The organism is Spirosoma koreense, assembly GCF_054777875.1.
This window is the reverse complement of record NZ_BAAHAC010000005.1, coordinates 594,373-606,601: the sequence shown is the minus strand read 5'-3', so window position 1 is coordinate 606,601 and position 12,229 is coordinate 594,373. Positions and strand designations below refer to the sequence as shown.

General features: G+C 51.2%; 14 protein-coding genes. 3 read left to right on the top strand and 11 right to left on the bottom strand.

Going from position 1 to position 12,229, the window contains the following annotated elements; translation table 11 throughout:
* Window positions 1–86 precede the first annotated feature (86 nt).
* Window positions 87–395: a plasmid stabilization protein gene (locus ACYVC2_RS08335; RefSeq protein ID WP_461101846.1), complete on the bottom strand. Its 309-nt coding sequence runs from the start codon at window positions 393–395 to the stop codon at window positions 87–89.
* A gap of 446 nt (window positions 396–841) precedes the next feature.
* Between ACYVC2_RS08335 and ACYVC2_RS08330 the strand changes: the two genes are divergently transcribed.
* From ACYVC2_RS08330 to ACYVC2_RS08320, 3 genes are all read left to right on the top strand, one after another.
* On the top strand, window positions 842–1,015 hold the full coding sequence (locus ACYVC2_RS08330) for a hypothetical protein (RefSeq protein WP_461101845.1): 174 nt from the start codon (window positions 842–844) through the stop codon (window positions 1,013–1,015).
* Window positions 1,016–1,261: 246 nt separating this feature from the next.
* Window positions 1,262–1,576 (top strand): hypothetical protein, encoded by a 315-nt coding sequence (locus tag ACYVC2_RS08325; protein WP_461101844.1) that lies wholly within the window; start codon window positions 1,262–1,264, stop codon window positions 1,574–1,576.
* 345 nt (window positions 1,577–1,921) lie between these two features.
* Window positions 1,922–2,521, top strand: coding sequence for a mannitol dehydrogenase family protein (locus ACYVC2_RS08320; RefSeq protein WP_461101843.1), 600 nt, complete (start codon window positions 1,922–1,924; stop codon window positions 2,519–2,521).
* Between the two features lie 103 nt (window positions 2,522–2,624).
* Here ACYVC2_RS08320 and ACYVC2_RS08315 read toward each other — a convergent pair whose 3' ends face one another.
* The 10 genes from ACYVC2_RS08315 to ACYVC2_RS08270 form a co-directional block, all read right to left on the bottom strand.
* On the bottom strand, window positions 2,625–3,281 hold the full coding sequence (locus ACYVC2_RS08315; protein ID WP_461101842.1) for a hypothetical protein: 657 nt from the start codon (window positions 3,279–3,281) through the stop codon (window positions 2,625–2,627).
* Between the two features lie 228 nt (window positions 3,282–3,509).
* The gene (locus ACYVC2_RS08310; protein ID WP_461101841.1) at window positions 3,510–5,024 is read right to left on the bottom strand and encodes a glycoside hydrolase family 32 protein; all 1,515 of its coding nucleotides are present in this window, start codon (window positions 5,022–5,024) and stop codon (window positions 3,510–3,512) included.
* A gap of 156 nt (window positions 5,025–5,180) precedes the next feature.
* Window positions 5,181–6,080 carry a carbohydrate kinase family protein gene (locus tag ACYVC2_RS08305; RefSeq protein ID WP_461101840.1) on the bottom strand — a complete coding sequence of 300 codons (900 nt, stop codon included), beginning with the start codon at window positions 6,078–6,080 and terminating at the stop codon, window positions 5,181–5,183.
* A 112-nt stretch (window positions 6,081–6,192) separates the two neighbouring features.
* The gene (locus ACYVC2_RS08300; RefSeq protein WP_461101839.1) at window positions 6,193–7,518 is read right to left on the bottom strand and encodes a sugar porter family MFS transporter; all 1,326 of its coding nucleotides are present in this window, start codon (window positions 7,516–7,518) and stop codon (window positions 6,193–6,195) included.
* 246 nt (window positions 7,519–7,764) lie between these two features.
* Window positions 7,765–8,634 carry a winged helix-turn-helix domain-containing protein gene (locus tag ACYVC2_RS08295; RefSeq protein ID WP_461101838.1) on the bottom strand — a complete coding sequence of 290 codons (870 nt, stop codon included), beginning with the start codon at window positions 8,632–8,634 and terminating at the stop codon, window positions 7,765–7,767.
* Window positions 8,635–8,751: 117 nt separating this feature from the next.
* Window positions 8,752–9,222: a hypothetical protein gene (locus tag ACYVC2_RS08290; RefSeq protein ID WP_461101837.1), complete on the bottom strand. Its 471-nt coding sequence runs from the start codon at window positions 9,220–9,222 to the stop codon at window positions 8,752–8,754.
* A 21-nt stretch (window positions 9,223–9,243) separates the two neighbouring features.
* Complete coding sequence (locus tag ACYVC2_RS08285; protein ID WP_461101836.1) at window positions 9,244–9,654, bottom strand: hypothetical protein; 411 nt, start codon at window positions 9,652–9,654, stop codon at window positions 9,244–9,246.
* A gap of 105 nt (window positions 9,655–9,759) precedes the next feature.
* Entirely contained in the window at window positions 9,760–10,662 is a 903-nt protein-coding gene (locus ACYVC2_RS08280; protein ID WP_461101835.1) for a carbon-nitrogen hydrolase family protein, read from the bottom strand.
* Between the two features lie 106 nt (window positions 10,663–10,768).
* On the bottom strand, window positions 10,769–11,161 hold the full coding sequence (locus tag ACYVC2_RS08275; RefSeq protein ID WP_461101834.1) for a DUF983 domain-containing protein: 393 nt from the start codon (window positions 11,159–11,161) through the stop codon (window positions 10,769–10,771).
* A gap of 128 nt (window positions 11,162–11,289) precedes the next feature.
* Window positions 11,290–12,162, bottom strand: coding sequence for a helix-turn-helix domain-containing protein (locus ACYVC2_RS08270; protein ID WP_461101833.1), 873 nt, complete (start codon window positions 12,160–12,162; stop codon window positions 11,290–11,292).
* Window positions 12,163–12,229: the final 67 nt, after the last annotated feature.

The following is a 12,229-nucleotide window of genomic DNA, read 5'->3' as shown; positions in this document are numbered from 1 at the left end:
AAAAGCGGCTGATCTGGTGGATCAGCCGCTTTTTCGTTCCAGACCCATGGCAAAGCTCATGGCGAACAACCTGCTTTTTATCGGCTCTAACTGGCAGCCGCGTTTTTCTTTCGCGTAGCCGCTGCTTTTTTAGCTGAAGCCGAACGTTCTTCTGCCGATCGGGATGCCGATGCGGCTCCTCCTCGCTGACCACCTGTATGAGCGGGTTCTTTATTTTCGGCATGACCGCGTCCCGAACCACTTTGCTTCCCGCCCCCCGATGTTTTGTTGACGGTTGCCCAGGCCCGGCGTTCTGCTTCCTCTTCGGGTACGCCCCGGTCTTCGTATCCTTCCTCGATGTGTTCGGCCTGCCGCTTCTGCTTGTCGGTGTAAGCCGATTTATCTCCTCGTGGCATCGTTGTATCTGGTTTGGTTTAAAGACTATTTGTGCCGGTAAACTACGATTTATCGGAAAGTGTTTTTCCTGAACATCTCTCGACGGTGGTCAATCAGACAACCCAAAATAAGCTTTAGAAACAGCACGGTATCACGCGTTCGAATCCCCGCAAACGATGCGTATCGTCGACGAGGGAGTTCGTAACCCATCCTTGCCAACGGGAGTCAATCAACACTTTTTAATCCAAAAAAGACTCCGAATAAACTTATTGGCCCTATTAAATTCAATATTATTTCCCCAAGAATCGCTTGTACAATTTAACTTTTCAATGAAAAATTAGAGGCACTTTTTGTACTTTATTGATAATCGAAAACTATTAAGCTTGCTCATTCGGTTATGTTGCTGAAAGCGGATAGTGAAATACCAATTTCTTTTACTGCTGATTATAAATTAATTATAGAAGCCATGAACTCATCATACACACTAAAAATTGAAAATAGCGTACAGGCTCTCTGGACCGGCATTTGTACTTTTTTACGTTCGCCTATTCTGAGCTTTGTCAACCGCAACAGCGCGGTATTTAAAGGGCTATCGCGCCTGTCGACTCCGTTCGGCGGCAACCTGCTGAACCGCGACTAATCACCTACAGCTTTTCGATTCAGATCATATTCAGGAACCAGGAAGTGGCATAGACGTGTCGGCTCTCATTCGTCGAGCCTACAGGCAAGCCGCTTAAACTTTGCCCCATTTCCTGTTGTCAAAAGCAGCAAACGCTGTACATAAGTCAGCTATCAGGAATCGCCTGCATCAGGGCGCAAACATTCACCGGTCTACCGTCGGATCAGCCTAACCGGCCGACGTCGGTAGCCATTACGAACCATTACAATGAAACGTTTTTCAGTTATATACACGCTCAAAGGTCAGTATCACCAAATTTATTCTGCTACTCAGGCTGAAGCAAAAGCTATTTTACAGCAGCTGTCAGGCAAGAACGGACGGACCGGCATCGGCATTTACGATGCTAAAACAGAGCTTTTTCTTTGGGAACCGGGTCGGCAGGATAATTATGATCATGCCGATATCGAGGAGCAGGGAAAACTAGGCAACCAGATCATCAATATTGCGCAGGCACTGCGGTATCGGGACCTTGAATGGCAACGGGCTGGTACGCCAAACTGGCTTAGCTTCTTCGCGAAATAGCACTGCACCGGTTAGGCGGCTGTTATCAGCAACTTATGAGTCTTGGCTCGTCAGGCGGGAGCGGCTAACGGCTAGTATTCCTTGGCCTTCGTACTGGTGTGCGCGTAGCTCACTTTTTCGAACCATCCTCTCGGGGCACGGTTATTTTATCGGTGCTCTATTGCCGTAGCATTACGCAAAGTCAAAGTTTTAATTTCTTTAGATTTAATAAACTCGAAGTGACTTACGGGACGTTTATTTCGTCTAACGAAGCAATTGGAGCGCTATACTACGTCGGATGTATATAAACATCTACAGCGTACAGAAAGCCTTCGCTCCGGTTGATTAACCAAAATTTGATTCATCATGCAGACCTATAATCAGGATGTTTTGAGCGCATCGCATACCATGCTGGCTTATCCGGCTTTTCTGGCTGGCTACCGGACCGTAGATGACGCGCTGAACGATCGTCTGTTTACCAATTATATCAGTGCTTTTTTAGATCAGGACGTTGCTCACTTGCTGGATTCGGATGAAAATACCGAGCTGGTCAACCTGCTGAGCAAGTCGGATATGAGCGACTCGCTGACGCAGCTATGTTTTGAGGGAACGTCTCGCCTATCGGCTGTTGTGCTGCCGACTTTGTGTGAGTTGCTGGCTAAAAACGGGGACGTTCACCGAATCGCGTTTTTGCTGGCGGCTTATGGACACTATCTATCCACCAGCACCGACGATCAGGGAGTTGCCTATGAGATCAACGATCCACACCTCGATCACACCGACTGGGCTAAAATCAACGACAGCGATGTAGTTGCGCTGCTGGGCATTTCACCCCTGGCTTCGGCCCGACTGCAGACGTTCTCTCACTTCGTCACGCTGTACAAGTCCTACAGAGCACAGATCGCTCAATTAGGGGTCGTTTTTCTGCTGAAACAAATGGCTTATAACCGGCTGGCTATGCGGTAAACAGTCTCTGACGGATGGATGATCCGCACTATGGTTCTGAACCGTGGTGCGGATCATCCATCCGCCAGAGACAACTCTAAAGCTACTCGTTTACGGCAATAGCTTAGTTCATTTTCAGTTTAAACTTGCCGTCGGTGATCACGACGGTATCCGTTTTATCCTGTTTCTTATAGCCATTTCCCTCAGGATCGATATCCGAATCGTAACCGGTGGTTTTGGTAATGACCTTGTCTTCCATTTTGGAAACCAGTCGGCCAACCCCGCCGAAAACCGTAGCGGTCCCTTTTTCTTTCCAGTAAGTACCAGCTAGTTTAGCGTTGAACGTGGCTTCCAGCGATCCATCGGCCGCTTTCGTTACCGTTACGGTTTCGGTGTTGTTTTGCGATAGCCCAACGTGATATTCCATACGGGGCTCTCTCGTTTCTTCGACATATTTGATCGCGGCCAGCCCTTTGTAGGTACCCAGGTCCTGAATGCGCTTCCAGTTTTCTTTAGTATCGGGCTTGTCGGCGTCGACAACCAGATACGTTCCGGGCTCGACCAGATCTTTGTTGTCGTAACTAGCCAGCCAGAGCCGGATCGACTTATCGGGTTTGATGGCGTTGGCAGTTACGTACCAGTACCGACCAATGCGAATCCGGCGCGGTTGGGTCGTATAGTCTTTACCGTCTACTCGGGCACTAAAGGTATTCTCATTGGCAATTTGTGCAAAGGTTGCCGAAATGGTCAGTAAAAAGGTAAGGGTCAAAAGAGCTCTCATGGTTGTCTGTGTTTACGCTGGCAAAAATCGAGGGAATTGCGGGAGGATACCATCGGTTATTTATGAAGCGGTAAGTTTGGTGCCTGAATTAGCGTAAAGAGCGCATCAATTGATAGCAGACCGGGTCGAGCCCACACTATTCTCATTTGAGTTGCCTCAAAAACAACAACCCCTGGATGACTCGATGTACATCCAGGGGTTGTTCTGCCGGCCTTTTACCTCCCCTGATTACTGTAACGCGGGCGACAGCCGGGTGTATTCTACCTTGTGGAGGGTAATTCCGGTGGTCGACTTAAGGGTTAGTTTAGTCAGTTCAGCATCGGGAAAAAAGATGCTGGTCATCACGCTAAGGCCACCATCGGCAAACAGCTCAGCCGAAGCGACATCGACCAGCAGTGTCAGTGAGATGGTTTTGTCAGTCGATAAGCGGGGAGCGGTATTGCGTTTCCCGAAATCCTTTTCGAAGGCCGTCTTTCCCGATCGGGTTCGGTCGATGTAGTAGCTGTTGCGGGCTTTGTCATAGCCAATGATCACCTCGTTTCCCTGTTCGTTGGCCAGCACGATCGAAAAATCACTGGTTGCCGGGGCTGACAGGTCGAGTTTAAAAAGTCCGGCGTTGTTTTTCACTTTCCCGGTTAGGTCATAGCTGTTTTTTACAGCGATATTTTTTAGTGAAACCCGCTCCCCGTCGAGTAGGCTCAGTTCTTTGACAGGTTCAGAAGTGAGATATAGTTCTTTGTCGACTGCTTTTAAGCCCAGTTCGCGTGGTATGGTGGTGGCGCTCCGCCAGGGCGACGTCGGTACTTTGTCGGCATATTGCCAGTTGCTCATCCAGCCCATCAGAACGATCCGGTTGCCCATGTTCGAGAAGGTTACTCCCGCGTAATTATCTGGTCCATAGTCCATCCATTTCGTTTGTTTCGAATAGGGTCTGAACGTTTTTCCGTCGAAATCACCCAGAAAGTACTGAGCCGCCGAACCCTGATTAGGGCCACCGGGATTGATATTGACGATCAGCGCCCAAACCTGTTTGCCGTTGTGCTGAAGCGGAACCAGATCCGGACATTCCCAAACACCCCCGTGCGCCCCCGCGTCGCTGCCGAAATCGCTTTCCTTCGACCAGGCTTTCAGGTCGGGCGATGAATAGAAGGTAACCCGGTCCTTCGTCGCCAGCGTCATGATCCACTTTTTCTGCGGCTCGAACCAGCGCACTTTCGGATCACGGAAATCGACGATTCCAGGGTTGGGCAGTACGGGGTTTCCGGCATATTTGGTCCATGTTTTTCCCGCGTCCAGGCTATACGCAAGGCTCTGGTACTGAAACTTGTCGGACTTCTGTTTTTCTAACGTCGGATTATGGTGGGTGAAAATGGCAACCAAAGGCACCTGCCCATTTTTACCGAAACCGCTGGTATTGGCGACATCGACTACGGCACTGCCCGAAAAAATATACCCCAGGCTATCAGGATACAGCGCAATGGGTTGTTCCTGCCAGTGTACCATGTCTTTGCTGGTCGTATGGCCCCAGTGCATAGGCCCCCAGACGCTGGCGTCGGGGTAATACTGATAGAACAGGTGATAGGTTCCCTGGTAATAGAGCATCCCGTTCGGGTCGTTCATCCAGTGCGCTTTCGGCGAAAAATGAAAGCGGGGCCGGTATAGTTCTGGCTTCGAATTGGTCTGTCCTACTACCGACTGGCTCAGGAACATAAACCACCCAACAACTAAGAATAGCTTTTGCATTTGGTTATCGTTAAGAGCGAAAAAGATACAGCAGGAAGTCAGTCGAGTATGACCGCTCCCTACTGTAAACCACATTACCAACCTAAAAAAATAGGTCTTTTAACTTCTTGATCTTATTGGCCACTCCGTCCCCCTGGCCTCAGGCTATAAAGCGGTTTACTGGGACGAAAGCGCCGGTTTTACGATAGCAGCGAGGATGGTTTCTTCCGTGAATGCAGGAGTAGCTCCGCGTTGCGTAGCGACATAAGCCCCCGTCGCGCAGGCAAATTCAAGGATTTTCGGGGGTGTTTCGCCCTGCAGGGTTTTATACAGGAAAGCCGCCAGAAAAGCGTCGCCACTGCCGATGGTATCTTCCACCTCCACCGCAAAGCCCGGCTGCTGAAAAAATCCGGCTTTATCCAGCAGGGCGGCTCCCTTCTCACCCAAAGTCACACACAGCGTTTCGAGCTGGTACCGCTGACGCAGTTGCTGCATAGCTCGCTGCAAATCAGTTTCGTAGGCGTACCAGCCCGACAATTCGACCAGTTCATGTTCGTTTAGCTTGGCCATATCGGCCTGCTGTAGCAGTGCCTCGACCGTATCGCGGTCGTAATGAGGGGCCCGCAGATTGACGTCAAACACTTTCCGGCGTGCCACCGCCAGTAAGGCCAGCAGGGTTTCGCGGGTTAGCGGGCTCCGGGCCGCCAGACTTCCGTAAACAAACAGATCGCTTTTCTGAACGGCATCGATCAGATTCGGTTCGAGGTGGATGTAGTCCCAGGCGACGGGCTGAACGATTTTATAAGTCACCTCATTGGAATCCGATACATTGGCCTTGGCAACACCCGTGAGATGCGTCTGTCCGATCTGGATCAGGTCGAGCGGCAGGCCTTTCTGCTCCAGAATCTGGAGTAACTCCCGGCCCAGTTCATCGCTTCCTACGCGGGTGATTATCTGCGCATCAAGACCCAAATTCCGCAGATCGGCCGCTACGTTCATGGGCGCTCCTCCAGCCTGTTTACTGGTGGGCAGAACATCCCAAAGTGTTTCACCGAAACAGGTTATGGTTTGTAACATGGTTGTTGGGGTTAGGAGTCCATGAATTGTCATTAATAGTCATTTGCGCTCATTCATAGTCATTCCCCGTAAAACAAGCAATGACAATTCATGATCACAAATGACTACTTATTCAGTGGACAACGAATGTCTTCTCGATTTGTTCCAGGCTGGTTCCTTTGGTTTCGGGCATCATCCGCAGCACAAACAGGAGTTGCAACACCATCATAGACGTGAAAAAGAGGAAGGTATTGCCACCGCCAAACTGCTCCGCCAGATACGGAAAGGTGAAAGTAATGATGGCCGCCATGAGCCAGTGCGTAAAGCTACCCAGCGCCTGTCCGCTCGCCCGCACTTCGTTCGGGAAAATCTCGGAGATAAATACCCAGATAACGGCTCCCTGCGAGAAACCGAAGAAGGCGATATAGGCAAACAACAGGAAGGGTACGGTCATACCGCTGAAATCCTCTACGTAGAACGCCCGCGCTACCAGAGCCAGGGTAATGATCAGGCCCACCGAACCGATCTTCATCAGCGTTCGCCGTCCGAATCGGTCGATCAGGTTGAGCGAAATCAGAGTAAAAATAAGATTGATCAGGCCAACTCCCGCCGACGAGAGCAGGGCTGAGCTTTTCCCCAGTCCGGTCATTTCGAATATGCGGGGGGCGTAATAAATGATGGCGTTGATACCCGATACCTGATTGAATACGGCAAACAGCACCGCCAGCATGACCGGAGTCCGATAAGCCGCCGAGAACAGCCGGGTCGAGGCTGTGGTATGATGGCTACTCTGCTGAATGGCCGCCAGCGTTTGTTCGGCCGTGGCCGGGTCGATCATGTTCAGCACGGCAAGCGCCTGAGCGGTATCTCCTTTTTTAATCAGTAACCAGCGAGGACTCTCGGGAACGTTCAGCACGGCAATCAGAAAAATAATCGAGGGTAGCGCCTGCACGCCCAGCATCCACCGCCACGACTCTCCTCCAACGCCCTGTAGCAGGTAATTAGACAGGTAAGCAATCAGAATACCCAGCACGACATTGAACTGAAACAGCGCCACCAGCCGACCGCGCGACCTGGCGGGTGAAATCTCGGTAATGTACATCGGAGCCGCTACTGATGAAGCACCCACCCCCAGCCCGCCCAGAAATCGAAAGATCAGAAAGACACCCCATGCGTGTGCAAAAGCTGTTCCGATCGACGCGACCAGGTAAAGCAGGGCAATCCAAAACAGCGTTTTCTTTCGGCCCAACCGCTCTGCCGGAATCCCGCCCAGCATCGACCCCAGCACCGTTCCGATGAGCGCGATGGAAACCGTTAGGCCGTGTTCCCATACGTTCAACGACCATAGCGACTGGAGCGACTGTTCGACGCCGGAGATAACCGCCGTATCGAAGCCAAACAGGAACCCACCCAGAGCGGCCGTAATGGACCAAAAGAAAATACGCTGCTTCTGTATCATAGGTTGACTCACCAATCGCCTTGCCAAAGATTGGTGAGTCAAACTTAGTCGGTAATTAGTCGGAAAGCTTTGGGAAATTGTTCAAATACTTTCGAATAATGTACACAGATCACTCAACTGATTACCAAGAACTTATCGAACATATATCCGCTACTGATTTTACATTTTGTTACGCCGATTTTCACTTTTGTTTCAGGTCCGTCAGTAGCTGACCTTCGAGACGGCAGGGCGGCTGAAGATAGATCGTCAGCCGCGTAGTTCCATCCGGTAGCCTACGCCATGTACGGCTATGATTCGAACCGTCGGATCATGCTGAAGCAATTTGCGCAGCCGCGAGATAAACACGTCGACGCTACGACCGACGACGATCCCTTCGTCTTCCCAGACCGATTTAAGAATGAAATCGCGCTCCAGTATCTGGTTCGGATGACTGATAAAAAACTGAAGAAGTTTGGCTTCGCGGTAGGTCAGCTGATATCGATTTGCGCCGGAGATCAGGGTTTGTGTCGTGCTATCGAAAGCCGACTCGCCAAACACGATAGCCCGTGATTCGTCTGCCATGACCGGAGTATCGGGCTGATTCAGCCGTTTCGATTTTTTCCAGACGACATAGCCGAGGCTTGCCAGCAACATAGCTGCCAGCCCCCAGCCGGCCATGGAAGACCGGGCATCCGGCTGCGTACTGGCGAACACGAGCTGCAGGTTATAACAACCGGCTACCTGCTTTCGGCCGCCACAGGGCACGCTGTCTCCATCCGTCAAATCGCGGAAGTTATACCCAAGCAGTAACTCGCCCCGGGCGCAATCCAGAACCGCCACGTCGTAATTCCGCCGGATGCCATACCGATTCAACGACTCCTGCAGTAAACCCGGCAGTTGGCTGTACGAAAATGAATGGCTTAGCCGGACGGTAAACGTATGCGCGTTCGGTTGCTTTACGGGCGGCACCCGGGAGCTGTCGTCACCGGATTTAAGCAACAACTGATGTGCCGTTCGCCGAAGGGCCAGGTTCGCTTTTCGGGCAAAATCCTGGGTTTCGGCCGCCGATTCAGCAGCCGTCGACCGGATAAACTGCGTAAAAAGCAGCCCCGTCAGCACCAGGGCAATTGCCCCCATTACTCTTTCTGCTTTGCCCATTCGTATCCTGAATTAAGTGACCTTTACTCGTCGATTCAACCGGACTACGGTTTGTTGGCGCAGCAACGAAGTATGATCGAATCGACGAGCGAAAACTCAACAGCCGCGCTGCGGAAACAGCCAGAATATGCTTCTCACCCGGATTATTCGCCGGGCGGCCCCATCAGTTCGGCGAACCGGATCGATGACCAGTTCATCGCCGACCTGCGCCAGCGATAGCACCGTAGCGACATCGATATCGTAAACTTCCCGACTGCTGTCGGAAGCCCCTTTATGGATCAGCATGCCATCGCGCCGGAGATAAATTCGAAACGGAATTTTTACGAGCGTCTCCGATTCGGCATTACCCGCCACAACCGACAGCGAACCCCGGCTGATCAGTGAAAAGTCTGCATACTCAAGGGGTTTTCCGTTCAAAATTAATGGATTAGCCGAATAATTATTCTCTCCGGGGCTCTCCTTTTGAGGCCGTTCGCTGACCGAGACGATGCCATGAACCAAGCCGGTGCTACACGTTAGTAACGTCAGTAGCACGGCGACGGATAGATTGCGTAGGTGCGTATTCATGAGATGACAGCAGTTTATGGATTAGCGGACCAAAATTTCGTTATGCGGCAGGCTGTACTGTTTATTTCGCGTAAGCAGCACGATATGATCACCCTTCCGGCAGTTGGCCAGCACAGTCTGAATGGCAACCTGTTTGACGGCTTTTTCCGAATACTGAGTCAGCGTCCGGCTGTCGCGGTCGCGAATCGCTATGGTAAATGGGATTCGGTTGAGCGCTTTGTTCGCCGTTGTCGACAGCGCGACGGCGTTCACCGTCAATTCGCCGGTAGCGTTCGTCGGTACGATGCACTTACCCTGAGGGGTGTATTCACTGACAAGCATTTTACGGCTTAAAAAAGCCGCCGAGCAGGTGCTGAATGGGTGCTGAGCCAGGCATACATTGGCGAAAAGGCTGCCCGCTAACACGATAACAAGCTGAGGAATGTTTTTCATGAGTCCGGTTTTAAAATAGTCCGGAAGCAAATGTATAGCAACCCCAGTGACGAGCCGGTAAAGGCTTGTAAAACCTTGTAAACGAATTGTAAAACCTTATTTAGTTTACTTATTTACCTGAAAATCAAATAAGTCTGGCCGGCTGTAATGCCCGATCACGTCGAAATCGAGCTTATTTTTCAGTACTTCGTCCAGGTCAAGATCAGCGATCAGGATACCTTCCTGGTCCCACAACGGACCGGCGATAAACTCGCCCTGTGGGGATACGATCGCGCTGCCGCCCCGGCACAGAACCGTATCTTCTTCATCCAGAAATGCCTGATACGCTTCGGGATAATCACTACGCTGAAAAAACTGATTGCTCCCCAGCACGTAGCATCGCCCCTCGCAGGCAATATGCTGGAGCGTGGCAGGCCAGGTCGGGCGTGCGTCGGCGGTGGGAGCTAGATATAGGTGAGGAGCCTGCTGGTATACACTCATCCGGGCTAGTGGCATGTAATTTTCCCAACAGATGAGCCCGCCGATCCGGCCAATTTCCGTGTCGAACACCCGCAGGGAATCGTTGCCGGTTCCTTCCGCCCAAATCAGCCGTTCGACACCCGTCGGTTTGATTTTCTGATGCTTACCCAGGTAGCCTTCCGTGGGCGAGACGTAGATCAGCGTGCAATACAGGCTTCCGTTCAGCGCATCGCGCTCGGTGATGCCCACCGCCAGGTACACCCCATTCTCGTGGGCAATCTGTTCGATACGGCCTAGTTCGGGGCTGGGCAACTGAAGGCTGTTTTGCCAGTACGTTTTATACAGTTCACGACCAGCGTCGGTGCGTAAGCCAATCGATGCGCCAAACGTAAATTTTCGGGGATAACCGGGAACGAACGACTCCGGAAAGAGAACGAACTGGCAACCTTTCCGGGCCGACTCACGAACCAGGCCTTCCAGTTTATCGAGGGTTTTCGGAAGATCGAAAAAAACGGGCGTGGCCTGTACGACAGCAACTTTTACGTGCATAGATGGCTAGAAGCTAAAAGGTCTTTCCCCATCCGTTGTCGCTTCGATTTGCCAGACAACGGATGGGGAAAGACCAAAGGTATCGATTTGCCGGGTGTCTACCCGCTTACTTCGACTCAACCACCTGATTATTTGCCTGTGGTTTAGGCGAGATGAACAGGGTCAGCCAGGTACGACGCGCCATCCGAAAGAAATACGGCGTCAGCAGAATCAGCGTCGGAATCAGCCCGATCAGGTAATAATCCAGATCGATCTGCAACCCCTGCACGAAGATAAAGAATGTCAGAAGGGTGTAGATGGTATAAAACGCATAACTCACGAACATAGACGCCCAGTAAAAACCCGGTTCGGGCATGAAATTTTCACCACAGTGCGGGCAGTGATCGTGCATATCGTCGAAATGACGGCTGAAGGCACTGTTGGTTACGAAAAAATCACCCTGATGACAACGGGGGCATTTATTAAAGACTATGCTGTAGAATCGGCTATTGGTAGACATGACTCGGGAGCCATACGGAAGGTAACTTTACCTTTCTGATGATCTGCGGCTCAGGCAGCTTTTACTGTACAAAGGTAAGCACCCAGGCTGCCTCCAGAAATGACAGACCATGTCATATATGGTACAAATCAACGATGGTCGACCAACGCCAGCCGAAACTCAGCGGGTGTCCGATCTGTATGTTTTTTAAAGAACCGAACGAAATAAGACGGGTCGTCGAACCCCAGTTGAAAGCCGATTTCTTTAACTGATTGTGTTGTATGGGTCAGCAAGCGTTGCGCTTCGATAACCACACGTTCGTGTAGCAACTGGCTGGCTGTTTTTCCCAGCACTTTCTTACAAATATGATTCAGATGATTTGGCGTAAGGCTCATCTGATCGGCATAGGCGCTCACTTCCCGAACCGTCAGAAACTCCTTTTCGATCAGCTCTTCGTACTGGCGAATCCGATCGTAGAGATGCGTGTCGGTGCCGATCCACTGCTGGTTGTACAACCGATTGGCCGATTCCAGCAGGATATGAACAAACGACAGAAACACATCCGCGCGGTTGGGCAGCCGCTGTTCATATTCGGCGTAAGCGTACGTAAACAGATCGGCGAACAAAGGCTGCTGGCTGGCCGCAATTTCCAGCAACGGCTGATGCTGGTGTGAGTGAAAAAAAGGGTACTGATGGAGTCGATTACCGAAGCGACCCCGGAAAAAATTAGCGTCGATAAACAGGTTGAAACCCTGCGTATCGGCAGATAGCTCCCAGCTGTGAACCTGGCCGGGCGTCAGGAAATACAGTTGGTTTGGCGCAATGGGATAAGTGCGGAAGTCGATGGTGTGCGTACCGCTGCCCTGCACCAGCCACATGACCAGATAAAACGTATGCGAATGCGGTTTATCGATCCCCTTAAATTCCCGCACCAGTTGTTCCAGCCGGGTCATATAGAAAAGCGCATCAGGCTCATGGCGTGAAAACGACTGAATTTTATAGACAGGAACAGAAAACGACATAGGCTTACAGCAAAAGCGGTTTGCCGTAAATAGCGAAACAAACTATTCACGACAAACCGCTAAGATA

What these genes read in the sequence shown, in the direction of transcription:
- ACYVC2_RS08305 (WP_461101840.1), bottom strand. Translation starts at nt 6,080, where the DNA reads ATGTTACAAACCATAACCTGTTTCGGTGAAACACTTTGGGATGTTCTG.
- ACYVC2_RS08270 (WP_461101833.1), bottom strand. Translation starts at nt 12,162, where the DNA reads ATGTCGTTTTCTGTTCCTGTCTATAAAATTCAGTCGTTTTCACGCCAT.
- ACYVC2_RS08325 (WP_461101844.1), top strand. Translation starts at nt 1,262, where the DNA reads ATGAAACGTTTTTCAGTTATATACACGCTCAAAGGTCAGTATCACCAA.
- ACYVC2_RS08320 (WP_461101843.1), top strand. Translation starts at nt 1,922, where the DNA reads ATGCAGACCTATAATCAGGATGTTTTGAGCGCATCGCATACCATGCTG.
- ACYVC2_RS08330 (WP_461101845.1), top strand. Translation starts at nt 842, where the DNA reads ATGAACTCATCATACACACTAAAAATTGAAAATAGCGTACAGGCTCTC.
- ACYVC2_RS08295 (WP_461101838.1), bottom strand. Translation starts at nt 8,634, where the DNA reads ATGGGGGCAATTGCCCTGGTGCTGACGGGGCTGCTTTTTACGCAGTTT.
- ACYVC2_RS08285 (WP_461101836.1), bottom strand. Translation starts at nt 9,654, where the DNA reads ATGAAAAACATTCCTCAGCTTGTTATCGTGTTAGCGGGCAGCCTTTTC.
- ACYVC2_RS08275 (WP_461101834.1), bottom strand. Translation starts at nt 11,161, where the DNA reads ATGTCTACCAATAGCCGATTCTACAGCATAGTCTTTAATAAATGCCCC.
- ACYVC2_RS08335 (WP_461101846.1), bottom strand. Translation starts at nt 395, where the DNA reads ATGCCACGAGGAGATAAATCGGCTTACACCGACAAGCAGAAGCGGCAG.
- ACYVC2_RS08310 (WP_461101841.1), bottom strand. Translation starts at nt 5,024, where the DNA reads ATGCAAAAGCTATTCTTAGTTGTTGGGTGGTTTATGTTCCTGAGCCAG.
- ACYVC2_RS08300 (WP_461101839.1), bottom strand. Translation starts at nt 7,518, where the DNA reads ATGATACAGAAGCAGCGTATTTTCTTTTGGTCCATTACGGCCGCTCTG.
- ACYVC2_RS08290 (WP_461101837.1), bottom strand. Translation starts at nt 9,222, where the DNA reads ATGAATACGCACCTACGCAATCTATCCGTCGCCGTGCTACTGACGTTA.
- ACYVC2_RS08280 (WP_461101835.1), bottom strand. Translation starts at nt 10,662, where the DNA reads ATGCACGTAAAAGTTGCTGTCGTACAGGCCACGCCCGTTTTTTTCGAT.
- ACYVC2_RS08315 (WP_461101842.1), bottom strand. Translation starts at nt 3,281, where the DNA reads ATGAGAGCTCTTTTGACCCTTACCTTTTTACTGACCATTTCGGCAACC.